The organism is uncultured Fibrobacter sp., from assembly GCF_946062555.1.
GTDB lineage: Bacteria > Fibrobacterota > Fibrobacteria > Fibrobacterales > Fibrobacteraceae > Fibrobacter.
Window position 1 is genome coordinate 32856 of sequence record NZ_CAMGVQ010000011.1, and the last position, 25591, is coordinate 58446.

Here is a 25591-nt window from a genome sequence, read left to right on the forward strand (position 1 = left end):
CGGGGACTCCTTAATCGTGCCGTTTTGACGCTCTCGCGTCGTTTTCCGACCATTATATCAGAGTCATTCCCCGATCTGACAACCACTTTTTTTGAATTTTTTCCAAAAAGCAACAAAAAAGGCCAGCCGAAGCTGACCGTGAGAAAAGAGAAAATGGGGGGGGGAGTTAATCTCCAAAATCCGCTTCCAATACCTTAATCGAATTTGAATCAATATTTCCAGATAGGTAACCATACGCAGCATACAGAAGTTCTGGAGTAGAATCACCTACAGGTCTTTCTATATTGAACGATAGGAACGATTTAATTTGAGCGTTCACTTCTTTTATTTTATTCACAATAAATTTCACATCAGGATTCGAGGATGGGGATAGCGTAGCCAACATTTTCTCCCCAGTAGATTTGCCATCCCTTGTTTTACGCAATCGACACAACGCTACTAGACATTCAAGGCAAGCAGTATAAAGCAGACGACGTTGGGATTTGTATTTTTCTTGTTCCTCTTTATTTGCTATAGACATCCAATTAATTGAATTTCTTATTGATTTAATTATAGTCTTAACATTTTTTTCATCTAATTCATAAACAAATCCATTGACGCGCCACATTGCTATTGCCATTATCCTTATCGCATATATTGACTTGTTCATTTGGCCTGACAGATTAATAACTTTCGCCAAAAGTTCCTTCTGCCAATCCATTGAGCAATCACCCAATGCATAAGCAATCCAACTAGTCGTATTCAAATTAATATTATCAAGAATATGGGTAAAGTACGGGTAAAACCAATCTGGTACATCTTTATGCATACAAGACAAAAAATGCATAAATTCATCAATAACACATTTTGGAATATTTTTATTCGGCAACATTTTTTTCAATTTATCACAAACATTCTCAGTTTGCTTACGAAACGAATCAGGACATTCAGAATCTTTAATGCTTCGCCCATTATTCCAAACCACTATTGCCGGAAAACGAAGTGACTTCATAAATTCACACGCTTTTGGGGATCCTCCAATTACATGGGGATCCAAAAGTTGCAAACCCCGCGGCACATTTCGAATATATCCCCAAACCTGATCACCAATACCCGCAGGATACTTAGCCTCGATATAACAAATTGCATTCGTTTCAAAATCCACTTGAATAAAAAATACATTTGTATCTTCAAATTTAGAATGAGCTGAACCTGTTATAGTAAAAATTCCCGAATTATCAATTTTCTTATATTCCGTTGGCAACCACGATTCAATTAAATCAGATGTCTCTTCTGAATTCTTTTTTGACACGTGATGCATGTCAGCCCAGGTATATTCACGCACAAAATTGGGTACAGGCATATCATGCACATAATCCTTATGCGACTTATTCTCCCACTTGACCGTCACGGACCTAAACGAAGGCTTGTCCGACACAGAAATAAATTCAAGGTTATACGGGAGTGGTACTCCGTATGTATAAGTCAAGTGCAAACGACATGTTTCATCTTGTTCAAGCGGGAACGAAGAGTCGCTTATATAAGCATAATACTTCGCTACCGATTTTTTATTTCCTTGTTCAAGCGGAAACTCGTAAAATGGTTTGCCTTTTGGGAAAATAAAATTCCACGAAATCGGGATAGACACAGGCTTGCCAACAACAGGACGAACTCGCACCTTGCCCGATTCAACGAGAACATGTTCCCCGTTTGAATCCATCATGTTCAGCTTCGGCAAAACATCGCACCAAAGGGGGATATCGGGACTAACATTTTGCAAGCGGTCATAAACAATCCCTCCCATAGAGGCATCACAACTTGCATCAACAACAATCTCATTGTTCCGAGCATCAACCCGTGCAAAAGAAGAACCCCATTCAAAATGGAATTTATCTACAGAAAAAGCATTCTTTAATAAAGTCGCATCCCACGCCGTCAGTGTACGTTCCATATTTTGCGGAACATTTTTTTGCCGCTGCACAGATCCTGATATACGACTATACCCTAAACGTTCAAAAAACCACCCTTTTGTTTTTGGATTTTTTTTCGCCAACTTATCATCATAGGCAATCCTAACAACCGTCTTAATTTCATAATCATCATGAATAACACGGATATATATTTTGTCATCGGGGTGGAATCGTTTTTGCAAATCTCCCAATTTTGAAAACAGAACTGCAATACTCCGAGGTAATATTTCGGCATTAGAGAATGCCGAATTCATGCAACGCTTAAAGACATTTACACTAGGTGAAAAATCATCTACATCGTCGTTCGTAATGTATATGCATTTTTGACAGGGAAATTCATCTTTTAGATTTTTTGCAAAATCTGAACACGCTCTCGCTACGGCATTTCTACTATCCTCCTCATCATCAATTGCTGAACGAAGAGTTTCGTCAAAAATAGAATGTATCGAGAATGTCTTGACCTTATCTAATTTGGTAGAAATCCATTTTGACTTCGCCGAAGAGCAAGGATATTTTCCAACCTCCTGATAAATTAGTTTTTTAGAGAACAATCCGGTTTTACCGTCATCTATATGGTACGATGGCCTGACCGAATTCAAATCGACTGACGCAACCGCATTAATCTTTCTACTAACTTGTTCATCATTCGACTTAAAACTTTCAAGAGCAGGAATATCTCCTAAAAAAGCCTTATATGACTGTTGCGCACAATCTAAAACATCGGCATAGGTTTCACGCTTTTCCGGCAGCTTCGTCACATCCAACACAGCCCTAGCCGACTGCCATATTTTTTTGTTATACAGATATTCCAGCAAGTCACCATTCTTTACAAGCAAAAGATTTTTATAGTCGGGAATCAAGACATTCTGTTTGAACCTAATTTTATCACTTTGGTTCAACAATGCCGCCTTAAGCCAGAAATAACACGATGCCGTCAATTCACGCAAACGATTCAAATCGAATTCAACTTGTTCGTTCAAGTTTTGAAGCATCAAGTGAGCTTTCCATATTTTCCGATAGTTTTTATCATTCAGAAGAGTGTTATTGGGCGGTGTATTCCTCCACGGCCCTATAGCTTCAGCCTCATCACTTTTTAACCAACTATGCACCATCATAACAAAACGTTTAAATTCGTCGCTTACGCAGACCTCTCTTTTAGCACAAGCGTTTTCTTTTTCAAGCAGCAAATCATCCAAATCCTTCATAAACGACTTGAATAAGCGATTTTCTGCAGTATCCAAGCTAGTCGTGTGAAATACGCCCATCATTCGCTGTTCCGAGGCAATTTTTTGCTTTACCGTAAAGCCAGGCTTTTTGGAAAGCCACATCATGCTCTTGCTATCTATCTCGCGTATTTTTTCGGGACGCGTAATAAGGTGCTCGCGCAGATTTTTTTCGTGAAGAGCTTCTATCAAATTCCGAATGGCGACAGATGCAAAATTCACGATATGCTGTAGTCGGTCATTCTGCCAGGCGATCTTTTTTATATCAAATGATGCAATTCCATACAAGACGTCATCAATGGTACTTGGCAACGGGTCGTCTGTAACCGGGTCAAATTCCATTACAGAAGAAAACATTCCCACTATAGAAAACAACAATTCATATTGTTTTCCGTTACCTTCGGCAATCCGCCTATATATCGAAGTCAGTTCTTCCGCCATACTCAACCGCACTTCTATTTTTTCGTCATATAAAGCACCAACTTTAATCGGTCCGGGCTATATGCCCCCCGATCTTCAAGAATGTTCTTTATCTGCACCTTATCTCTCTTGCACTCGCCTTTCTTAATGAGTTGAACACATTCTTCTACAATAGGGTCAACCGATTTTTTTTGCGCTAGTTCCTCGCGAGAAGTCTCCCCGACATCCGAACTATCGGACGCTTTATCATCCTTAGAACCATCTTCCCTTAACAAATAGCCTGATGTCGTCCAAATAAATTGTCCATAGTTCTGATTTACAGCATTGTCAAAATCGGCATGGAGTGTTTCAGGAAGAACAAGCTTGATAGAATCCAGCACTTCTTTCTGTGTACCTCGAGTCTCGAGACCACGGAGTTTTGGCATCACCTTTTGCACGAGCTGATCTTCAAAAGCACGCTCCATCGCCAGTTTACGTTCATAGTCACTTTGGGCAGCAATAACCCCAGGATACAGAGACATGTAGTTTTCAATCGATTGCCATACGCGGTGTCCTAAAGCACGGCCACCCTTTCCAAGCTGTTCATTAATTTTTTCAACTTTATCTTTATATTCAAGAATTTGTTTTTCATCAAACTTATAAGCGCCATCAACCCACAAATTCCACACAGCCTTCGGCAACAAAGCCGCCGGTTCCGCAAGATGAGACCCAGTCCTAGAGCGTATCAACGTTTTGGGACGTGGGAAATTAATAACAATGCCTCGGTCAATCACCTTATCCGAAAGAGTCTTGGTCGTTTCATCATTGTTCATAGTGCCAGTCCAAAGCACGTTACGGCCAAGACGCAGTGGGAAGTTTTCCATTTTACTCCCGATTTTCACACCAATATAGGGGAAATTGGGGTCGTTTTCTGCCAATCCACGACGAGTTTCCAATTTGCTCAAAAAATCTGCAAAATACAGTTCAACATTTGCAAGATTCATTTCGTCCAAAAGAATCATGGTTATGCAATCGTTTAGCCCATTCTGGTCTTCCGGTTTACGCTGCGACTGCGCCAAAAGGCGAAGCATATCCGTCGGTTCAAAGCAATTGTCTATCGAGTTGTAATAGCCCAGCATCGCCTCTTGACAATCCCAGTTCGGCTGAACAGGAACACTCAAAAAGTTTATGCCGCCAAAGCGAGAATAAAGACGCGGAAGTTCCGACTTACCGGTACCGCTCACACCCGCAAGCACCGTAAGGGGAGACATTTCCGAAGTCTTGAGTGCCGTATGGAATGCATCGAGAATACGGCGAGGGAAATGCAGGCCGCTATCCTCGATTTTCTTGTTAATGCAATCTAACCAAGCAATTTCACTTTCAGCGGCATTATCTTGACGCTGCATCTCTCCAGCAAACGCCTTGTTGATTTCTGCAATACGGTCTTTTCGTTCAGCGGGATTCTCGTAGGTGGAGCGCAATCGTTGAAGCTGCTCCACCACGATTTTTTTGTCACGTTCAGCATCCTCTACTTGCTGAGACAAATCTTCACATTTGGTTTGCAAACGGGCATAATCGTCATGTCTATTGGCAAAGTCCCTCTTTTCCTGTTCCAGCTGATTTTCGCGGTCCTTAAGGAGATCTTCCCTCTCCTTTAGCTCTTCTGCCGTTTTCCTCAAAACATAAGACGGGGTTTCGCTGATTTTCTGTACAGCCAATTCAAGTTCCTGCTGAACACGCTGATAATCCAACAGTACCTCTGCAGGGTTCTTGCCTCCGAGTTCAGCCTTAAGGTCATCAAACGAGGCTACGATACTCGACTTTGCAGCAAGGGCTTCACGCAATGTCTGAGTTTGTTTTTGAAGAGACACAATCTCCGCATCTTTATCGGCACAAAGTCTTTGCCAACGATTATTTACTTCAGTTTCGATATCACCTTCGCGTATATCTAGAGCATCCGCTTTATTCGCATTTCGCCGTTCGTCAAAAGAAAGCCTTTGATTTCGCTTATTCAAATCGTCTTCACGCTGGTTAAGCTCTTGCTCCCGAGCGTTCAATCCATTAATTTCATCAATGAACGTCTTGACATCCTTATTATGCAGGTTTAGCAAATCGTTCAAGCTTTTGTATGAATCCATTGTTGATTTGTAACTCGCTGCCGTTCTATTGAACTCATCCTTTTGGGAATTCTTCTCAGAAAGCAGAGCCGCATTGTCTTGAACAAGAGCTTCGTTCTGTGACCGAAGTTCCGTATTCTTTCCAGACAGTTCCGCCTTTTCGGCGATCAACTGTTCAATCTGTTTTTTTAAGGAAGCCGTATCGGACTCGGCGGCCTCCATTTTTTTTCGAGCATCATCATCGGCCTGTTTAATAATCCTATCTTTTTCAGCATCGGCTTCTTTACGAATCTGATCCGCCGCAGCATAAGCCTCTTCTCGTATTTTTTGCGCACCGATCTCTGCTTCTGCACGAGTTTTCTCCGACGATGCCTGAGCCGATTCAATAATCTTCTTGGCTTCAGATTCCACAGCCGTTAGGCGATCCTGATACAAACCCGACGCTAATTTTTCTGCTTCTTTAAATAAGTCCGCCTTTTTCTGAGCCAATTCCGCAGACGCAGCCATAAGTTTTTCCTTTATAGCATCAAAAGCCTTTTCTTGCGACTCTATAGCTATTTCGCGAGCCTCAATATCAGCCTTCGTCTGCAAGAACTTTTCTAGTTCCTCCTTATGGGTTCTTTCCTTTTGCAATAGAGCCTCTTCTCTTCCATCTATTTCTTCAGAAGACATTTTTTCTCCTTTTTTTACGAGGGCCAATTCCCAGCCAGCTCCATCAATCATTGGATTGATTTGATCGACAAATTCTTTGACTTTATCCAAGCTCATTTCAGCCATAAATTTATCTCCTATTAAGTTTCATACTCACTTACTTAAACAAGAAATCCTTCTTCTGCAAAGAAATGGATTATATCCACCACATGCTTTTTTATTTCAAAAACACGGGCAGAATCGACCTTTTCAGGAATTTCGCCATGTCCACGCTTTTTGACAATATAACTTATATCGCCAAGCATAGTTCCCCATCTTTGGGCGATTTTTTGCAACAATGCTTTCTCGGCAAGGGTACAAAAAGCAATACACGCAGCATTCATAGACGAGGGTTTTCTAGCAAGAGCCGCTCCAACCATATATTCTCGGGTCTTGACAAGAGCGGCAAAATCCGAATCATTCCGTTTTTCAGAAAAAGCTAAACCAGCCGCAACCACCTTCTTCTGCCAATCAGAATTTCGAAGAGCATTCCCCAATCGATTATTTGCCGAAACAAACAGGTATTCCAATATTCGATACAAATCAATAACAAGGGCGTTATTCAGCGTTTCAGCATCTATTCCACGCCGTTCCATATCGGTTACAAAACGGATTAAACTCGTATCCAGTGTATTGCACAATGCAAATCCGAGTTCTTCCTCCATGCGGCCTATCGCTTCGTCCCTCTCGTTTTGCAGGCTGATTTTTTCCAAAAAAGACAGGCCATGCTTTTCTTTAACCATTACACCAAGAGCGTCGTTTATAAGGTAATAAATCTGTTCATGAACTTTTTCTACGCATTCTTTAACTTTGCGCAGTTCATCTTCCAACTTTCCTGAATGAAAACTTCTGCCCCGCTTTAGGTTCAAAAAAAGAATCATGTGCAAAAAATCTGGATATTTCGCTGCAAACCCCTTAAAAAGCGACTCCTTTTCAAACGTGATTAAAAAGAGCGGGAGTAATGGCAACAGAGACGGTAAATGATGGTAGGCATTAGCAACTCTTGAAGGTTTCTGGCAAAAAGCATCCCTTTCTTTTGTAATGAGATCAAACCCCATACTCTTTGCACACCGAAAAGCCAAACTACCCACACAGTACGGAGCATCGCTATTATTCTCCATCGTGTCAAAGAAATTCATTGCGTCTGCAGCAACGTTGTCTTTGTGCAATAAATAAAACAAGACCCATTCCGAAAGCTGCGTCAAGTACAATACAGAATCTGCAACCGCCGAAAAAAGCATTTCTGCCCTATCCGGAGAATCAACAGACATTTGAAGCTCCCTCATACTTTTTTCAACAAGGTCTATTTTCTCTTTAAGCTTTGGGAACCTTCCTTCAGACGAGAGCGTTGCCGTATTCAGGGCGTTCGTCTGAATCTGCAATCGTTCCCTAAGATTTACAATATATTTTCTGTCTATCTCGTTTTTTATTTGCGACGCCGTAAAGAATGTCGAAATTTTTCCAAAGCCATCCGAAAAGACCCAGTCTCTCGAAGAGCCTTCAGGCTGCATAACGTCAATTAAAAACCATCTCAGATTTCTTTTCGCCATCTGCGACTCATCTATCTGAGCGTAGACACTGTCTTTTCCGGGGTGCAACCGATGCAACATCGCCGTCACAGTATGTCTATCAGGAACAACATTAAAAGATTCTTCGTAATGCAGCTTATACGCTTTCTGCTTTTCCTCTTTTTCCTTTCCTGCCGTCGAGTAGCCTTTGTACTCAAACATCTCCACACCCGATGTTTCGTCATATTTTTCTTTGCCGTCAGAATACTTAAAATATCTATCAGAACCTATCACATTAAAGTACGGGAGCAACCTTCCCGAAATGGCATCGACATACACATGAATATCGGTATACTGAATTTCAGATGATTCTGTTAAACGTTTGGCCCCTTCATCCGTTATCCGACGGCACGAATCAATATAATCCTGCTGTTCTAGCCGCGACAGCACAAACGAGACCAAATCTTTTTCTAGCCCCATACATGACGCAAGCTCATCTTCGCTTGTTATTTTGATCTCCACAAGGCGAAGAATAGTATCCTCGATGATATTTTTCGCATAACCATCAAGGCCCTCCGCAGATGCAACGAACTCGTAGCAGGGCCATAAAATTTTGTGGCTAATCCTCATGGGAGTTGCCGCATCAAAATCAACACCGCCAATTATCTTTTCCATGTCAAAACCGCCCCAAATCCTTCATCATTTTTTCCATTGCACAAATCGTAATATTCAGACAAGGCCGGAATCTTTTGACTTCGTGCTGCATCGGATGTTGCAAACTTAGCACACCCCACCGCAATCAGAACCCTCTTTTGACGAGACATGCTTACACACAGACGATTCGGAGTCAAAAAGTCTATCGCCCCTTTCGACCGAACAATCGAAAGGAACACAACATCAAATTCCATTCCCTGAAATGCATCTACCGTACCAATCTTATACGAGACATCCTTTAATTCTTCCTTATGTTCTCTTAATTTGCTTTGTATAAGATCCCGTTGAGCACTATAAAACGCAATAATGCCCAAAGTCAGCTTTTTCTCCTTGGGAACGTCTTGCTGAAACCGAACGAATTCCAAAAACTTTTCTACAATACAATCCGCTTCGCATTCACGAATTCGGCTAGAGCCCTGCCGTTTTTCCGCTCCCGCTTCAGGAGGCACGTCAATCCATACCGCAGCCTTGTTCTCGATTCCGGGGAGATCATGAGCAAAATCCTCTGCAGGTCGTGGAGATTCATATCCTTCACCATACGGCTCATAGAACAAGCGCGATCCAAATTTCCCTAAAACGGGATGAGTACGGTACTGTTTGTCAAGAGTTATAGTCCGCTTACGTCCATCTCTTTCTTCAAGATCTTTTAGCTTTTTGAACAACAGCTCAAAAAGACTGAGCTCAAAGGCATCTTCATAAGTCGAGAGAAGATCCTTTGTACCGACAGACGACTCCTCTTCTGCGGATTTATCGTTATTTTTCAGGGCATCATACACTTCGTTGCACAGGTCATCATCGACAAGTTGTGGGAGCTGACGATGGTCTCCAACCAAAATAATGCGTTTAACCGCCTTACACATCGGAATCAGCAAATCAGGGGGCGTCGCGCGCGCCGCCTCATCAACAATCACCGTATCGTACAAAGTTATATACTGGGAATTGTTTTCTTCTACAGCTCTTTTCTGGCGATTTATTTCCTTGCCAACAGACTGCTGACTCGTTGCAGCATAAACAAAATTACAATCCTTGATGGCCTTTGCAAAAGACTCTTGGCCAATCCTCAGCGCATCGACCCAATCCGCAAGAATCTGTTCCTTCTTAGACTGTTTTTCACGACGAGAATGGAGTAACTGGGAAATCTCCGTACACAAAGCCTGAACGTCTCTATCAATTTTAACGGCAATGTGTGCCGGCCGCGGCGAGAATTCTTCAAGCAAATCCTTCTTCATTTTCGCTAGAGCATCCAGCTGCTCTTTTTGGGGAGTGCCCCCCATCACCAAATCCATAAGAAGGCTCTGTTCAGCCTCATGTTCCAAAAACCATCCGGAATCTTCTAGACCAAAATACAGATCCTCCACTCGTTTTGCCCCATCGTCTGCATAAGAATTTTCTGTCACCCTTAGTGCATTGACTTTCCGCAAAAGTCCCTTCGTCCCTTTCGATTCCCTTTCTTGAGCAGACCCCTTCAACAATTTTCTAGCACGACTCGCATATTCTTCAGGAATCGGAAGCAATTGAATATATTCGAGCAAGCGAGTCTTATTTTCTGTCAAGGGAGTGTGAACATATTCCGCAACATACGCATTGAACGTTTCGTCCTCATGGGATATGTGAAGTTCCGGGTTAGATTCCAAAACACGGTCAACAACGGAGTCGCACCATTTCCCTATATGATCATTATAGCTTTCCGAGGATCCTTGGCGCTTTCCATATTTCCATGTCGGTAAAGAATTTACCCTGATGCGTTCAATCATGTTCTCAACGGCATCGTGTTGGAACGAGGTTGCAAGAACTCGCCCCGCACAAACGCCACGCTTATCCTGGAGCTCATTCAAAACTTCAAGTACAGCCGTTATCACAGTCGTCTTTCCCGTTCCGGGAGGCCCCTGAACAAGCACGATTTCAGGCGTATTAAGGGCAGCATCAATCGCTTCTAATTGACGGTCTGTTGGCGGATTCTTAAATATTTTTTCCCTAATCCGGTTACTTATAGATACCTTTTTAGGCAAATTACCCGTCGGAATATAATCAAAAGAGCCTTCGAGAATGTTCCCCAAAAAATTGATTCCCGATTTACCTTCTGCAATTTTACTCCAAGCATCTTGCTGGCGCGCAATCTGGCTTTCTTCGCCCGTCATCGACATGACGATATAGCCATTTATGGGAATATCATTTACCGACTTATTGTTCTTTCTTTCGGGAATCCTAATTTCAATCGAATTTTCTTCGTAACTTATAATTGGACAGCAGAGTTCAAGTACATCATTTTCGGGAACTTCTTCGCCCCGCCATCTTTTTTGATTTGCCGCATCCCGAATTTTCTTTAACTGCTTTAGATGCTCGCAATAATCCAAAAAGTCACATGTCGTATTTTCCAAAAACATCGGGTATGGAGTTGTATTATCATATAAAACAATCTCTTCGATCATATACCTCGAAACATCTTCCGCAATGTTTCCTTCAAAATAAAGAACAACACTATTCTCTGATTTCGACATCCTCGAAATATAGTGGCGCGCTCCAAATTTTCGCGCTTGCGCCATAATGCGGTCGCCACGAGCACCGGTGTAATTTCGCCACGCCTTAAGGTAGCTCCCCGTTTTTTCGGTTAACGCCTTAAGCTTTTCAATATTGTATTCCGATGCCACCTTTCTTTCGTCAGAAAAAGTGAGATTCGCCTTAACCAAATAAAAATTCGCTGCAGGATGAATATTTTTTCGCGAGGCAACTCCCGTTACAGCAAAATACTTTTCATTTCCCGATGCCGAAAGTTTCTTCTGTTGGATTTTCAGGGCAAAGCAATGTCCAAAACGATGGCATAGAATGGAGAATGCACCAAGAATCTCTTTTTCTCCACCGTCTTCTTCATCTAAATCAGGTTTCTCGCTATCGTCATCCTCCTTAGAAGCCGAATAGTTCCCCTGCATAATAAAATGCGTCTGGCCCTTGATTTTTACTGAGCACCAGTCAGCAAGGCGTTCCCTCAACTTGTCACTACTTTCAGGACTTTTCTTATTCCTCAATCGCTCAATATTTTCATCTTCGGCCAAAATGGTCGTTTCACCAAAATTCAATACCCGACCGGCAAATACATACAAATCAAATATAAAGCCAGCATCAGTCAACGCTCTCACATTGCATATATGGGCATTTCCCCGACAGAAGTGAGCATCGATATTCGCCTTGTCTTGTTTATTCTTGAATTCAAACTCTACAGAATCATTATCCATTTGGATAATGTAATTGTGTTGGAGCGGGTTTGGTAGAATCGTACAAAGTCCAAGCTTTATTTTATTTGCATCAACCCCGTTGCAGGCCCTTGCAGAAATATTTTCATAAAAAGGAATTGTCTCTATCTCAGCTACATCCATATCACGCCCTCCCCACAACCTCAATCGCAAGAACCCTGCTAAATCCAGTTTCTTTGTCGTAACACTTCAAAGAATACGCCTCGTCCTTCTTTGGCTGCAATATATAGGCGCTTAAAATTTTTTCTTCAGCACCGTTAACTGCAATCGCAAACTCACGAGCGGTACAATTTTCTTGAACAAGCCTGAATTCTATTCCAAGTCCATTTTCGTTCATTGTCCGTATTTTTATGAGTTTACTGAAAAAACTATCTATCTTAAAAAGAGCAACGATATGCTCATGCAAAAAGAATTCCTCGCCATAGCCTTGATCGCTAAATACAAGCTCATGTGCAAAGACCTTTCGTCCAGCTTCATCTTTCAAAATAAGGACCTGCGGAAGATTCTCATCGCACCATGGGCATTTTTCTTGAGAATCATACACAAAACTCATATTACAATCGGGGCAACGAACACACTGCATATAGGAATGAGCCAAAGCCCTCGCCCACAACATTGCCGTAGGCCGCGTCTTTGAAGATTCCCTGCCACACTCAGAAAAAGTCTTGTTAAAAAGGTCGAACGTTTCGTCAGTCAAAAAGAACTGTCTCGGCAACCCATCTTTAGTATGGTTGGATATGTCCTCAACGTCCTCAACCCATGGAATTTTCCCCGAATACTGCGGATCAACTTCAAAATTATCCTTAGCGACGTCCGCCGGCTCAGTTTCATCCCAGTTGCATTCACCACCATTCATCGCCTTTTCACCCGCAAATGGATGCAAAGCCGCTAGCGATTCAAAAGCAAGAACCGCAAAAGAGTATACATCGCTCGCCTGAGAACAGGGGGATCCATTTAAAAGTTCCGGAGCAGCATACCGAGCCGTATAAACCAGCTTATCCGGATCTTCGCCTGGAATGAAAATATTGTCCGCATCAATTAGCCAAACATTTTGAGTCAATCCCTTTGGATCAGCAGTCACATAAACATTGCGTGGAGACAAATCGCAATAGACCATTCCTGCGCCGTGCAGCTTAGACATTTCGGCAGCCAGCTTGAACAAGAGTTCAAAACGCCTTCGATATCCCCCATCTTCAGCCATCCGCTTTATTCCCGATTCATCGAGCGGAACAATATCCGAATAGGGGATCATATCATCCATAAACCGCATCACATATCCTGCATAATCCGCAAGGCGAGCCATCGGGTACGCAATATGTATTCGCTCGGGGAACGGTTTGTATATTATTGACTTAAATTCATCATTCGCCTTTTTGAATTCAGCCTTATTCTTCACGCGGTCTATCAGTGTCGCATTTGCACCAAGGGCAAATTTTACAACAATCTCCGGATTTTGGGTATGACAAACAAGCCCCTGCCCGCCACGACCAATTTCTTTGCCAATAGAGTGGCTCACTCCAAAGGAATCGAGAACCTCCCTAATTTCAACCGTCACTCCATCGCTATCACACACCGAAACAGTTATATCACTTTTGCCTTTCGTGTACATAGTTACAATCCCGCAATTACAAGAGTTTTATCATCCGTATGGTGCGGCACAGGCCAGTTTTTCATCATATTGCGGATAAAAGAGTTTCTTTTCCAAAAAAACTTTTTGCGCACTTCGTAAAAAACATCTTCCGCAAACGGGAGCTCTTTACCCAATTTCATATCGGCAGAAATACCATCCGTACAAAGGACAACCCCCTTAAAAAGGGCGCGATCAAAAAAGCCATACTTAAATTCACGCTCCGCAGACTTGTCTGACAGAGAATAAGTCGTATTAGAAAAAGAATCTTTCTTGTCGTCGGCAAACACGATGCTTTGTTCTTTATCATGACCTAAAAGACACACCATGCCATCCCCAAGCCTCGCAACCAAAATTTTGTGTTTCGTTACAAAAACAAAAAGACATGTTGCAGAGCAATCTGCGGCAGCACGAGGATAAACAAGCCTTTTCCACGTTTCTATAATGTTTTCCAAAAGCACCGTAATGGGGAGAGACTTGTCCTTGTTCTTTACAAACAGCTCCATCTCCTTTCGAACGGCAAGACAGGCCATCTTGGAGCCGTCATCAGAAAATGGTTTGCTCCCCATACCATCAGAAACAATAAATAGGGAGAACTTCCTTTTCTTAACACACAAAAAAGAATCCTGATTAGCAATTCCCTTGCCAATATGGGCCGGGCCAATCACACTCGCGCCACAAACAAAATTTTTCCTAAAAAAAATCATCCCCAACCATCCTTGTCAGAATCTGCATCATTAGAATGGGAGTCAGATTGCGAACTAGAATCGTCGGGAAAGTTTTCTACCGCGAACAATATATCGTGAGCATTCACGGCACGCAAATTTCCAAAATTCCTCTTAAGCACCGATACATCTAAAGCATCTCCGCCACAAAGAACCACAAAAAAATTGTTCACGTTCGCAGCAATAAATTTTTTGATACAACTCGATGTTCGGCAAGAATCCGACAGGGCATATCCATCTGTCAATAGCAAGACATTTTTTCCATCCAACTTTTCAACAAGAGATTCAAGAGATTCCTTGCCACCATCCCATTGCATTTTAGAAAAAGATATCCGCTGGAATTCGTCATAAAAATTCTGAAGAGTAGAAAGCGTTTGCATTATATTGCCGAGCACCGACGGTTTCCCCATCGTGCACATGCTTCCAGACACATCAACAATAACGCAAATCTCTTTCATACCACAAATTTCTACAAGTCTATACCCAATTCTTTAGCCAAGTCTTCAATAACCGATACAGAAGAACTCTCTTTTGTAAGCAGCGCATTAGGATTTTGCGACTGGCTACGAACAGAAACACTCATCGTTACAAACTTGAAGAAATCTCGAATTTTGCTAGCCTCGTCAGCCAGAAACACCTTGTTCTTTGAGCCAGTCAGGAACTGGTTCAGCACAGGATCATCCTTCGTCGTTCCTATCGCCATGGCAAAGCGCTCGCACTTGGAACTGCGACCGCCCCCCACAAAATCCTGCATAGGGCCCTGCCATTCATCATTGGGTTCTCCATCCGAAACAAGGACAATCGCTGGGCGATAGCCGTTCGAAGGAATAACGCTTTTGTCTTCAAGCATGTCCTTCGCCATTCGCAAAGCAAGTCCCATAGGAGTACCGCCGCATGCTTTCAATGTAAAAACGCATTCAATATCCTTGACAGACTGTAACGGGATATCGTAGGAAGCCCCACCTTCGCCAAAACTAATAACAGCGAGATCTATTTCAACTTCACCCTTACCTGCCGTTTTGAACGAATCTATCATTTCGTTTACAGCAGCATTCAGCTGTTTAATCTTTTCCCCACCCATTTCGCCCATACTTCCGCTCCTATCGAGCAAAAGAATTACCGGAAGAGGCCGGGCCTTGGCAACAGTGTATTTAGACGGATCAAAAGCCATAATAAAACTCCTTGTTTTTGATTAAATATACACTTATTTATTTGCATTGGATTATGCAAGTATATATATTTTTTACAAGAGACGTATTGTCAACCAATTTTTATGCGTAATTAAACGGTAGAATTATTGCAGCCTCCCACACATCTTTGCATTCCGTCTTTGGATCAAGAACAGGATTTGCCTCCGCATACTTCGCGAATGACTCGCAATGTTTGCATAAATCGCTATAGGTTTTAGCATACGATTCAATGGGCATTGCGTCCAAAACATTCAATATCCTCATCGGAGAAAGCGCTAAAGAATTGATGGCAAACGTAGAATCTTTCGTCATCACCTCAATAGACTTATTCAACAACGCAATTGTAGTTTCCTTGGAGCCTTTTACATAGAAGTTACAAATTGCAGCCCACTTTAGCACGAGTCCACTAGGATACGGATCATAATCACGCTCAGTCCATTTTTCAAATGGAATAGTCACCTTCACAATAGGTTTACCGATTTTCAACGAATAGGCCCAGAGCCTCAAGAAATTAAGAACAAGCCAATTATCAACCTTTTTGCCGTCTTCAACATCATGGAAAAACTGCTCTATCGTTTTTTCCTCGCCAAGAACTTCTTTCACCTGAGTTTTAAACCACGCAGCAGCGTTCTCAAGCTCCCCCTTACGGAGATATTCCACAACCAAAAAGCTTGCAGGCAATTCACTCATAAAATTAGAGTGTCGATAATCCTCAAGTAAAAAATCTATCGCCTTTTTGTGATTGCCCGAGAACGCCAGCGCTTGCCCAAGAGTCCCCAAAATCACAGAATAACGTTTATCTTTAAAGTCTTCTTTTGTGTAAATTTCCGAGTAGAAGGGAAGCAACTTTATATTTGATTCATATCTTTCCAAAACCCGACTGTAATCAGCATCATTAAAATCAAACGAATTAAACATAACCTGCGCATAGCTTTCTATCCAGAACTCTTCTTCGATATCATATAGTTCCGCATACACCTCTTTATCTCGGCAGTTTTCTCTCAAGTCTTTTATTTTTTTCACCAACGCTCTTGCAGCATCAAGATCAACACTCCCCGAATGTTGAGCAAACTCGCCCTTCATTTTTAGATACCGAGCGTACACGATAGGCGAAGGTTTATACGTATCAATAAATTCGTCAAGGTGTTTTATCAGGTCTCCCGTTTTAGAGAACTGGTCACCTTCCGTTCCTCGGTTATGCATTTTTTCAATACACAATTCTGTCAAAATTTTCCAAACGCTATCATAATTCTTGCTTGTAACAGATTCAAAGAGCTCTTCTAAATTCGGCCTAGCCTTATCTGGAACATCATAGAAAAGACTCCCGATCAATTCAGCCGCAGCCTCAATATTTCCGTCCTCTATGAAGGCCTTTACGTTGAGCCCTTTGATCAAGCTCCTCTTTTTCGCAATCTCATGAGGTAGATTATAAAATTTCACCAAATTAGCAGCAATATCAGCCAATGCAGGAAAAATACTTTTCCTTGCCGATTGACATTCTATCCTGATTCGCCCGTCAAAACTGGGATAGCAACTTGTAAGAAATTTTTCAATAGATTTTTTTAACTTTTCGTGATATTCTTTTTTATGTTTATCATAGAGTCTGTTTTTTTCAATAAATTCTCCACTTAGGTTTTTCTGATACCGATTGGCGAGAGCTTCGGCACGTTTTTTTTCTGTATCTTTATAGCCATATTTAAGAACAATTTCTATAGCATTATTGATATTTTGGAAATCCTCTTCTGTTGCACCTTTTTGTTTTCGTCTTTTGCATTCCGCAAATAGCTGATCAACTATGATGTGCGCAGGAGCTACATATCCAGTAACTTCAAGAGCTCTTTCTGCAATAAAGATATTTATTGAATCATTCTTTTCAAACAAGCCAGATTGAAATATATGGCTCAAAACTTCGTAAAGTGAATTTAAGTAATAATTTTGCCGACTCCCCACAAAATCAGTATTTCCGGGAGAAACAAATACCCTCTCAAAAAAAACGTCACGGTATTTACAATCACATACGAATTTCATTGAGTTGTCTAAGAAATCCACCCCTGAATTTTGGCTGACATCGCTTGTATGAAAAAAATTCGCTATAAGATTGCTTAAGAATTTTTCTTTGCGTTCATCATAACATTCTTCATATTTTTTTGAATCAATGGCGATTGTACACTGTTTTAAGAAACTCACGCTTTCTGCTTCTTTTTTTTGAGTAACTACAGCACAAACGAAAGATGAATCCCTCGAATCCGATTCCTCAAAACAATCAAACGTTCCTTTTTCATCAATACCAATATTCCATGTAGCCATACAAACTCCTTTTTATACAATTACTGACACCGATTACGCATAATTAAACGGCAGAATCATCGCCGCTTCCCAAAGGTCCTTGTCCTTATCAAGCTTAAACGCATCGCCATGCGCTTCTACATAGACCTTAAAGGTTTCACAAGCATCCACAAGCTGTTGTAACAGTCCTTCGTACTCCTTTTCATACTTTTCTTCTTCTGTCACGCAATAGAGCATCTGCAAAATCGGGAGAGCAAGAGTCTTTATAGCAAACCCACCCTTCTTAAGCAACTTTTTAGCCTCTTCCAAAAGTACTACACCGCGATCAACATTTTCTCCTTGCAAATACGAAAGAGCTGCCCACTTGAGGACAAGCGGCCACGGATATGTATTCTGAATATTCCAGGATTCCAATTCGGGAATATTGCATTCTACGGGCCGCTCTTGCAACTGCGCCAATACAAGAATCTTAAAATAGTTGACCATCTGCCACAAGTCCGAAGTGGACGAAAGATTCTTACCAAAGTCTTCAAACGAGACTCCATCCGTCTGTTTTTCAAACCACTCGCACGCCCTTTCAAAATCGCACATGCGGTGCAATACAGTCACCATAAAACTTGCAGGCATCGATTTCCAGTCCGCAGAGGAATTCGCATAATCCTCTTCAAAACAGTTTATAGCCTCGTCCAAATTCCCTTGGAACGCAGCCGCCTGACCACAAGTACCAAGTAATGCCGCCAAGTCATCATCACCAGCCGCATTTTCAAACGGGAACGGCAAGTCACAAAGTTTTTCATGGCAGTCTAACATAGGTTCAAAACGATCGGTAACGCTGGAAAAATCGTAGCCGTTAAATAAAATCTGCACATCTATCAATTTTGTCTGCAAATAAAATTTCCAGCGGTCCATAGTACGGCCAATTTCTTGGCCTCCAGTCTTCCAAAAACATTCAATATAGTCTAGCACATTACAGGTCGCATCACCTCGGTGCGAAGAAACTTTAGCCAGTACACGCCAAATATCCATCAACAATTGGACATCTATGCCGTATTCCGATTTTTGTGCGCCATTCAATTTTTGAATTCGAGCATACTCATTCTGCAACTCCGGCTCTAGTTTAAAAACACGACCAATTAGTTGAGGGTCCTCACCGCGATTGTCGAGTGCGTACTCACAAGTATCAAGCACAATCCTCCACGCTTCAGTATAAGTATGACCATCAGTAAAAGCGCCATTCATTATATCGGAGAACAGTTTAAAAGGAATGTTCTCTTTGGCAAAGAAGGCCCGCAACCATAACTGAAGTGCAGTCAAGTAATTTGACTCTTCCAAAAAGCGCTTGCACGTATTCTCGTTTGGATTTCCTAGAGGCGTTTTTTCTTCTGCAATGAGGTTCGGTGTTACAGATTTAGAAGGCTCCATGCTTGACATTTCATAATAGTCAACGCATTCAGCATAGCAGACTTTATCCCCCAAAAAAGCACTGCGATTCTTATTAACCATACCACCAGCTTGGTCCGCAAGAGTAACCAAAACCGATTTTGCCGCCTGCTCGCAATAAAGGCGAATGTTTAAGACCTTTTTATCAATAGATTTTATCCAACGGAGCAGTTCTTGCTGAAGATTTTTATGGTAATCATACCAATCCAAAGACACATTTCCATTCACTGGTAAACCAACCACATTTAGCCAGCGTGTGCCTAAGACGATATTCACGGAGTCGCCCGTATTAATTTCATCCAATAAAATAATCTGTCGTAACACCGACATCACCCCCGAAAGCCACCAGTGTTGCGGATTACAGAGAACGAGCGGACGACCTTTTGATACAACCACCTTGTAAATGTCATTTTTCAGGTTACCGAATATCGTAGACTTTTCGTCATCAGTGCGATTCATGGCGTGAAAATAATTCAGCAATTCCTCGGTACCTCTTTCTCCCCGCCCATTCATCATATAAAAGAGATTCGAAAATTTTTCATCAAGCGATGCTGTCAATTCCGTAGTTATCACAGCACACACAAAGGATTTTTTTCCTTTAGAACTGTAATATTCAAAATTTCCCGATTCATCAATTCCAATATTCCAGCATGCCATAAAAAACTCCTTTTTTCAAGAAATATATAAAAAAGCACAAAAGGCCCGCTAAAAAGCGGGCGGGATGAGGGTGAAACATGCTTTAGGCGCGACTGCTTTCGTTTGAGGCCATCTTTTCAATGGCACTCACGATTGCGACCACAGCCGAAACGATTGCGAGGATTCCTTTGACCTGATTCATGTCGTACTCCTTTTTTGTTTTTGAGGGGCTAATCGTTTGTCACGGGGGCCGAGTTGCCACTTTCCCCAATCAGCTTATCGCCCTTGGCTTTTTCAAGCCCCTCAATAATGACCTTGGCGGCGGAAATCAGAACTGCAGCGACCGTGACAGCACTTTTAATCTTATTCATTTTCATTCTCCTTGTTAAAAGATTAGTGATTTCACTCTTTATATCTTTTTTCAAGGAGAAGACGTCAACCTCAATACGAAAAAAACGTGAAAAAATTAATCCACGTTTCATAAATACATCTCATCCAATTTTTTACAGCAACGAAATCGTGTAGCGTCCGCTACCCATCACCGTATTTTTCCCAACACCGACAATGCCGCCCATACGGATTAAATCGAATAAGTGGCCGGATATATTCCGTATAATAACTTGGCCAACGAATCCAGAATAGTCTAGGTTAGCCTGCTGACGAGAACTCCTTCGGGAGCGCATTTCTTGATGCGTAGCCGAGGCTACGCGAACCTGAGTCAATTCCTCTAAATTGGCACACCAATTTTCAGACAGGGGAGAACCATAAAACTGCGAAAGTAGCTTTAAGCGTTGCACCAAATTTCTGAAAAATGTCACGGTATCCCATTCCATAAGGAACCTGCCACCTAAGGCTTTAAGGGTCATCGGTTTGATTATGTCAAGACATACCCCATGAGTCGGACTATAAGACTCCGGCAACGTTTGGCCATCGATCGATTCGGCCGATAGGCATTCACGAAGAGTGCTGGTTTTAAAATGCGGCAGGCCTTTAACATAAAAACGTACATGCTTTGCACCGACACCTTCGCGACCAAGAATGATTAACGACTCGTTCAAGAGAGAGATTTTGTCTTCATGATTTCCAAACAGGGTGATATCCAGTTCAAAAATTTTATCGTCAACTCGCTTACAATCGAACATTCCTCCCACGGGAGGAGTCGCAATGCCGTCATGCACACCCTTCTCGCTTGCTCCAAAGAACAAACCGAAAAGAGGGGCAAACCGTTCACCTTCGTCATGCCAAAAATATCCTAGCGCACCCCGCAGCACAGCCTCGGGAAACCGAGCGAATTCATCGGCTCGTTCAACTTCGAGCGAAAACTTTACTCGAGTCAAATAGAGTTCCGGCCAAATATCCATAAGTCTTGATGCCCCCTAAAACTGCTTCAACAACCGAATTCTCTCGGGCGTATCGGGGTGGGTGCAGAACATGATGTTCGCCTTCGCGATGAGGCCCTTAAGTTTCATGTCGTTGTCGAATTCTTCGTCGGGGTGGATGATGTAGAGCTGCGCCACGTCGCTACGGCGCACGGTGTCGAGGCCGGGGTAATCCGAGATTTTCTGCAGGGCAGAGGCGAGCGCCCACGGGTCGCCACAGAGTTCGGCGCCGCCCGCATCGGCCACGTACTCGCGGGAACGCGAAATGGCAAGGCGCGTGAGCCAGCTGAACAAGTAGCCGATCGTGCTCCAGATCAAAACAAGAATCAGCGCAAAGATGATGATGACGCCGCCGCTTCCACCGCCGCGCCTGTTGCGAGAATGGTTGCGGGGGCCGCGGAGCATTGCCGAAAGCAGTTGCATCGACACCATCTGAATGGTCGAAAAAATTCCCACGAATACGATGCACACCACCATGAGTCGCGTGTCGCGGTTCTTGATATGCGTGAGTTCGTGCCCCACGACAGCGGCGAGTTCCGCATCGTTTAATTTGTCTATAAGTCCGGTCGTGAGCGTAATCGTGAACGAGGGAATGTCGATTCCGCTCGCAAACGCGTTCAGGCCGTTGTCCTCAACAATGTTGATCTGCGGCATCTCGATGCCGCCTGCAATGCAGAGGTTCTCGACAATGTTGTAGACGCGCAGGTTATCCTTGCGCTCAAGGGGTTTCGCATGCGTCGCATGGCGTATAATGGCGGTATTCGCGCAATAGGCGATAATGAACCACACGCCGACAATCTGCAATGTGTAAGGAAGCACCTCCCAAAAACTATGCCGCACTTCGGGCCAGTGCAGAATGCCGTATTTCATGTAGGTGGCGTGGCCTTCGGGGCACCCGCCTTCGACAATCGAGCAGAGTACGCCAAAAAAATCCAGACATAAAATGACTGCAAACACCATCACCAAAATAATAAGGGGGAACAGACACAGCAGCAAGATGCTGTTGCGGTTGTTCCGCCAAATCTGGGTCTGGAGTCCAACGTATTTCATGAGGGAAGACTAAAACTTCACCTCGGGAGCCTTGTTGAGCGCATCGCGGCTTTCGGTGGCCTCGTACATGGGCTCGCGGCGGAATCCGAACATTCCCGCCACGATGTTGCTCGGGAACACTTCGCAGGCATTGTTCAGTTCGCGAGTCGTAGAATTGAAGAAGCGGCGGGCGGCAGAGAGTTTGTTCTCAATGTCGGCGAGTTCGTTCTGCAGCTGCAGGAAGTTCTGGTTCGCCTTGAGCTCAGGGTAGGCTTCGAGCGAAATACGGAGCCCCGCAAGCGCACCGGACAGCGCCTTGTCGGCGGCAACCTTTTCGTCGACAGTCGTCGCGCTCATGGCGGCGGCACGGGCGGCGGTCACCTTCTCCAAGGTTTCCTTTTCATGCCCCGCATAGCCCTTGACGGTGTTCACCAGCTGCGGCACCAGGTCATAGCGCTGCTTGAGCTGCACGTCGATATTCGCGAATGCGTTCTCGCGGTTGTTGCGCAGCTTCACGAGTCCGTTGTACATCATGATAAACCAGGCGACAAAGACGACCGCCACGATGGAGACAACTAATCCGACTGTCATATTCAACTCCTTTTTATTTCTTATAAAGAAATGTATATAAAACGAACGCGACCCCGTAGGACCGCGTTCGCTAGTTGAGATAGAATAAGCTTCAGAATCTAGTCTTGGATGCGGGTCCAGTTAAGGATGCCCTTCTTGACCAGGTAAATGTAGCCCGCTTCGAGAATAACCAGGAAGCCGAGCAACACGAACAGCAGGTCCCAGCCGCCCTTCAGGAACTGGACGGTCCAGGGGTAGAGGAACGCCACTTCGAGGTCGAAGACCAGGAACAGCATGGCGACCATATAATACTTGACGGGATAACGTTCACCCGAGGTGCCGGACACATGGGCCACGCCACATTCGTAGGAAGTTCCCTTGATGGAAGTTCCCTTGATTTTACCCGGATGCAGGAACCAGTTTGCGACCAACAGAGCCGTAGGCACGACAAGAGCCAGAACCACGAGAATGGTAATGGCAAAGGTAGTATCGAAAATCTCAACGTTCGTCATAGTGAGGCAAAACATAGTAAAAATCTTTTTGCTAGTGAAGTGCTAAAATGTAAACTATATTTGCAAATATGAAAAAGATCACTACATTTTTGGGATGTGTGGGTGTGGTGTGCTTGATTTCGGGTTGTTCGTCGAACGACGATTTGGAGAAAATCGTGCTTCCAAACCAACCCACCGCCGAAGTGGCATCTTCCAGCAACTCGAATTCCCCCAGTTCCTCCGCGACTGCGGCTCCCGGCAAATCTTCCAATTCCGGCAACGCCAGCAACCCCGCATCGTCCGGAAACTCGCCGATTGAAGCTCCTATTGATACCGTCCATAAAGAAGTCGTTATCACGTCCTCTCCTAGCGACTATCCCGATCCTTATTTCAGCAGCGGAATTTTCTGCTGGACTGAAGAATGCGAAAAGCAATGGGCGGGCGTATCCTCCGCCTCTGCCCCCAAGTCGTCTTCCTCGATAACCATCGACATCGGCATGTCCGTCGAGGCGCCGGTGTACCCGACCGTAACCGAGACTCAGATGATCGACGCGCGTGACCAGAGCGTCTATAACCTGGTCCGCATCGGCGGCGTCCATTGGATGAACGAAAACCTCAAGTACAAACCGAGCAGCGGCGTGTACTGCGATCACAACGGCGAAGACGTCTGCGCAACTTACGGCGGATTCTACACATACAGCAGGGCCCAAGCGGTCTGTCCCGCAGGTTGGAGACTCCCGACCCAGGCCGAAGTCGAAGCTGCAAACCTGGAAAAAGGTCACGACTGGTGGACTATCGGCGGAAGATTCAAGCTCACCTCCAGCGGGGAATCCGATGGATACGGCCTGGATGGCGAACAGGGATACCTTTGGCTCGCAGCAGGTACCGAAAACAACGCCTGGCGCGTCGAGGACTACACCGGCAAGCAGATCGAAGAAGCTACTTCCGCAACTGACCGCGCCTTTAATGTCCGCTGCGTCGAAGGCGAATAGCCTCGCCACAGAGCCGACACCGGCGCATATCCAAGTCGCTCCGACCAGGAACGCCGCATAAAAACTAAAAGACCCGGACCAAGTCCGGGTCAAATTTTTTTCCGCTGGAACGGGGCCTATACACCGCCAATGCGGTCCATGCCCTCGTCCAGGAGAAGCGACACGTTCTCGATTTCCTTTTCCATCTGGTCATGGTAAATCTTCGCACGGGAGAGCTGCTTGCGCAGTTCCATGTTTTCCGACATCAGCTCCACCGCCAAGAGCGCAAGGCGCTTGCGGTTGTCCATCTGGAACTTCGCCGAACGGGCGAAACGCTGGTCGATGTTGCTTACGATATCCGAAAGGTCCGCATCGGGCAAGTCGGTGCGGATCTGGATAGTCTCCTGCGCTACGGAAACATTTACCGATCTCAAAGGTTCGATACTAGCCATTACTTTATTCCTACGCCGAATGGATCATCGTCCATCAGCATCCTTATCCGAAAAAACTTGTCTGCGAGCCCTCCTGCTTGCTCGCGAACAGGTCGTTTTCTTTTTCGTCTGCACTGTGAACTTCGATGGTCGGGACGTCATTCTCGGTTTCCTGCGAAACGGAGTCGTCCACCTGCGGTTCTTCTACGGTCGCGTCGGCAGATTCTTCGGCAACCTGCTCTTCGGCAGCAGCCGGTTCCTCTGCCGGAACTTCGGTAAATTCATCTTCCGTCGCCGCAGTTTCGGTGGCAGCCTCGGCGGCGGGCGCCATTTCGTCGCCCTGGTCGAGCGCGATGTCGGTACCCAGTTCGCTTTCGATGGTCGCCACGAGCTGGTTGAACTTCTCCTGGGCCTCGGCGATTTCGTCGTTCTGCGCCTGCAGCTGTTCGTTCAGACCCTCGATCGTGTTGTTCTTCTCGTTGAGCTGCGTCATGAGCGATGCGATGGTCGCATCCTTTTCGATCATCTGGGCGTTGAGCGAGCTCAGGAGTTCGGACTTCTCGTTCACCTGGCCGTTCAGCAGGTCGGCGTTGGAGTTCAGTTCCTGCACCTTCGCGTTCAGGCTTTCGATGCAGCCGTCCTTCTCGATAAGCTGCTGGCCGAACACGTTGATTTTCTCGTTGAGCGAAGCGAGTTCGGCATCCTTCTGGTTCAGCATCTCGTCCTGGGCGTTCACCTGGTTCGCACGGGCGTCAAGGGCCGCCTTGCAGTCGGCGAGGTCGTTCTTGGCGGACTCCAGCAGCAGCGACTTGTCCTGGGCCACGGCCTGCGCCTGCGACAGTTCACGCTTGATTTTTGCATTTTCTTCCTTGAGGGTGCGGACCATTCCCAGGACACCCTCGATTTTCTGGGACAACATGCTCACTTTTTCTAAATTCATCTTTGCTCCGATTTACATTTTGGAACTT

18 protein-coding genes are annotated in these 25591 nt (G+C 44.3%); 1 reads left to right on the top strand and 17 read right to left on the bottom strand.

The features are described from left to right. Positions 1 to 166: 166 nt before the first annotated feature. The 15 genes from Q0P86_RS04900 to Q0P86_RS04970 form a co-directional block, all read right to left on the bottom strand. Positions 167 to 3613 (bottom strand): DUF2357 domain-containing protein, encoded by a 3447-nt coding sequence (locus Q0P86_RS04900; RefSeq protein ID WP_294112081.1) that lies wholly within the window; start codon positions 3611 to 3613, stop codon positions 167 to 169. 14 nt (positions 3614 to 3627) lie between these two features. Continuing rightward, entirely contained in the window at positions 3628 to 6465 is a 2838-nt protein-coding gene (locus Q0P86_RS04905; protein ID WP_294112079.1) for a hypothetical protein, read from the bottom strand. Positions 6466 to 6500: 35 nt separating this feature from the next. Next, the gene (locus Q0P86_RS04910; protein ID WP_294112077.1) at positions 6501 to 8561 is read right to left on the bottom strand and encodes a hypothetical protein; all 2061 of its coding nucleotides are present in this window, start codon (positions 8559 to 8561) and stop codon (positions 6501 to 6503) included. Further along, positions 8549 to 11971, bottom strand: a complete 3423-nt coding sequence (locus Q0P86_RS04915; protein ID WP_294112075.1) for an ATP-binding protein — start codon at positions 11969 to 11971, stop codon at positions 8549 to 8551. The genes Q0P86_RS04910 and Q0P86_RS04915 overlap by 13 nt, the downstream gene beginning before the upstream one ends. A 1-nt stretch (position 11972) precedes the next feature. Next, positions 11973 to 13457 carry a protein kinase gene (locus Q0P86_RS04920; RefSeq protein WP_294112073.1) on the bottom strand — a complete coding sequence of 495 codons (1485 nt, stop codon included), beginning with the start codon at positions 13455 to 13457 and terminating at the stop codon, positions 11973 to 11975. Between the two features lie 2 nt (positions 13458 to 13459). Next, positions 13460 to 14182 (bottom strand): PP2C family serine/threonine-protein phosphatase, encoded by a 723-nt coding sequence (locus tag Q0P86_RS04925; protein ID WP_294112071.1) that lies wholly within the window; start codon positions 14180 to 14182, stop codon positions 13460 to 13462. Next, positions 14179 to 14658, bottom strand: coding sequence for a hypothetical protein (locus Q0P86_RS04930; protein ID WP_294112069.1), 480 nt, complete (start codon positions 14656 to 14658; stop codon positions 14179 to 14181). Before Q0P86_RS04930 ends, Q0P86_RS04925 begins: the two co-directional genes overlap by 4 nt. A gap of 11 nt (positions 14659 to 14669) precedes the next feature. Beyond that, on the bottom strand, positions 14670 to 15371 hold the full coding sequence (locus Q0P86_RS04935) for a VWA domain-containing protein (RefSeq protein WP_294112067.1): 702 nt from the start codon (positions 15369 to 15371) through the stop codon (positions 14670 to 14672). 100 nt (positions 15372 to 15471) lie between these two features. Then, a complete protein-coding gene (locus Q0P86_RS04940) occupies positions 15472 to 17697 on the bottom strand; it encodes a hypothetical protein (RefSeq protein WP_294112065.1) in 2226 nt (741 codons plus the stop codon). A 33-nt stretch (positions 17698 to 17730) separates the two neighbouring features. Next, entirely contained in the window at positions 17731 to 19773 is a 2043-nt protein-coding gene (locus tag Q0P86_RS04945) for a hypothetical protein (protein WP_290996503.1), read from the bottom strand. Positions 19774 to 19982: 209 nt separating this feature from the next. After that, positions 19983 to 20123 (bottom strand): hypothetical protein, encoded by a 141-nt coding sequence (locus Q0P86_RS04950; RefSeq protein WP_290996502.1) that lies wholly within the window; start codon positions 20121 to 20123, stop codon positions 19983 to 19985. Positions 20124 to 20255: 132 nt separating this feature from the next. Continuing rightward, complete coding sequence (cas6, locus tag Q0P86_RS04955) at positions 20256 to 21113, bottom strand: CRISPR system precrRNA processing endoribonuclease RAMP protein Cas6 (protein ID WP_290996501.1); 858 nt, start codon at positions 21111 to 21113, stop codon at positions 20256 to 20258. A gap of 15 nt (positions 21114 to 21128) precedes the next feature. After that, a complete protein-coding gene (locus Q0P86_RS04960) occupies positions 21129 to 22181 on the bottom strand; it encodes a M48 family metallopeptidase (protein WP_291025624.1) in 1053 nt (350 codons plus the stop codon). Positions 22182 to 22190: 9 nt separating this feature from the next. After that, positions 22191 to 22751: a LemA family protein gene (locus Q0P86_RS04965; RefSeq protein ID WP_290996497.1), complete on the bottom strand. Its 561-nt coding sequence runs from the start codon at positions 22749 to 22751 to the stop codon at positions 22191 to 22193. 98 nt (positions 22752 to 22849) lie between these two features. After that, positions 22850 to 23242 (bottom strand): NADH-quinone oxidoreductase subunit A, encoded by a 393-nt coding sequence (locus Q0P86_RS04970; RefSeq protein ID WP_072980680.1) that lies wholly within the window; start codon positions 23240 to 23242, stop codon positions 22850 to 22852. 68 nt (positions 23243 to 23310) lie between these two features. Between Q0P86_RS04970 and Q0P86_RS04975 the strand changes: the two genes are divergently transcribed. Then, positions 23311 to 24213 (top strand): FISUMP domain-containing protein, encoded by a 903-nt coding sequence (locus Q0P86_RS04975; RefSeq protein ID WP_294112060.1) that lies wholly within the window; start codon positions 23311 to 23313, stop codon positions 24211 to 24213. A gap of 116 nt (positions 24214 to 24329) precedes the next feature. Here the strand turns inward: Q0P86_RS04975 and Q0P86_RS04980 are convergent, their stop codons facing one another. After that, complete coding sequence (locus Q0P86_RS04980; protein ID WP_072980676.1) at positions 24330 to 24644, bottom strand: hypothetical protein; 315 nt, start codon at positions 24642 to 24644, stop codon at positions 24330 to 24332. Positions 24645 to 24687: 43 nt separating this feature from the next. Further along, the gene (locus Q0P86_RS04985; protein WP_290996493.1) at positions 24688 to 25563 is read right to left on the bottom strand and encodes a hypothetical protein; all 876 of its coding nucleotides are present in this window, start codon (positions 25561 to 25563) and stop codon (positions 24688 to 24690) included. Positions 25564 to 25591 lie beyond the last annotated feature (28 nt).

Excerpts from the sequence above, each read along its gene's own strand:
- Q0P86_RS04925 (WP_294112071.1), bottom strand. The coding sequence starts at position 14,182 with ATGATTTTTTTTAGGAAAAATTTTGTTTGTGGCGCGAGTGTGATTGGC.
- Q0P86_RS04985 (WP_290996493.1), bottom strand. The coding sequence starts at position 25,563 with ATGAATTTAGAAAAAGTGAGCATGTTGTCCCAGAAAATCGAGGGTGTC.
- Q0P86_RS04965 (WP_290996497.1), bottom strand. The coding sequence starts at position 22,751 with ATGACAGTCGGATTAGTTGTCTCCATCGTGGCGGTCGTCTTTGTCGCC.
- Q0P86_RS04900 (WP_294112081.1), bottom strand. The coding sequence starts at position 3,613 with ATGGCGGAAGAACTGACTTCGATATATAGGCGGATTGCCGAAGGTAAC.
- cas6 (WP_290996501.1), bottom strand. The coding sequence starts at position 21,113 with ATGGATATTTGGCCGGAACTCTATTTGACTCGAGTAAAGTTTTCGCTC.
- Q0P86_RS04980 (WP_072980676.1), bottom strand. The coding sequence starts at position 24,644 with ATGGCTAGTATCGAACCTTTGAGATCGGTAAATGTTTCCGTAGCGCAG.
- Q0P86_RS04930 (WP_294112069.1), bottom strand. The coding sequence starts at position 14,658 with ATGAAAGAGATTTGCGTTATTGTTGATGTGTCTGGAAGCATGTGCACG.
- Q0P86_RS04910 (WP_294112077.1), bottom strand. The coding sequence starts at position 8,561 with ATGGAAAAGATAATTGGCGGTGTTGATTTTGATGCGGCAACTCCCATG.
- Q0P86_RS04935 (WP_294112067.1), bottom strand. The coding sequence starts at position 15,371 with ATGGCTTTTGATCCGTCTAAATACACTGTTGCCAAGGCCCGGCCTCTT.
- Q0P86_RS04915 (WP_294112075.1), bottom strand. The coding sequence starts at position 11,971 with ATGGATGTAGCTGAGATAGAGACAATTCCTTTTTATGAAAATATTTCT.
- Q0P86_RS04945 (WP_290996503.1), bottom strand. The coding sequence starts at position 19,773 with ATGGCATGCTGGAATATTGGAATTGATGAATCGGGAAATTTTGAATAT.
- Q0P86_RS04940 (WP_294112065.1), bottom strand. The coding sequence starts at position 17,697 with ATGGCTACATGGAATATTGGTATTGATGAAAAAGGAACGTTTGATTGT.
- Q0P86_RS04920 (WP_294112073.1), bottom strand. The coding sequence starts at position 13,457 with ATGTACACGAAAGGCAAAAGTGATATAACTGTTTCGGTGTGTGATAGC.
- Q0P86_RS04970 (WP_072980680.1), bottom strand. The coding sequence starts at position 23,242 with ATGACGAACGTTGAGATTTTCGATACTACCTTTGCCATTACCATTCTC.
- Q0P86_RS04975 (WP_294112060.1), top strand. The coding sequence starts at position 23,311 with ATGAAAAAGATCACTACATTTTTGGGATGTGTGGGTGTGGTGTGCTTG.
- Q0P86_RS04905 (WP_294112079.1), bottom strand. The coding sequence starts at position 6,465 with ATGGCTGAAATGAGCTTGGATAAAGTCAAAGAATTTGTCGATCAAATC.
- Q0P86_RS04950 (WP_290996502.1), bottom strand. The coding sequence starts at position 20,123 with ATGAATAAGATTAAAAGTGCTGTCACGGTCGCTGCAGTTCTGATTTCC.
- Q0P86_RS04960 (WP_291025624.1), bottom strand. The coding sequence starts at position 22,181 with ATGAAATACGTTGGACTCCAGACCCAGATTTGGCGGAACAACCGCAAC.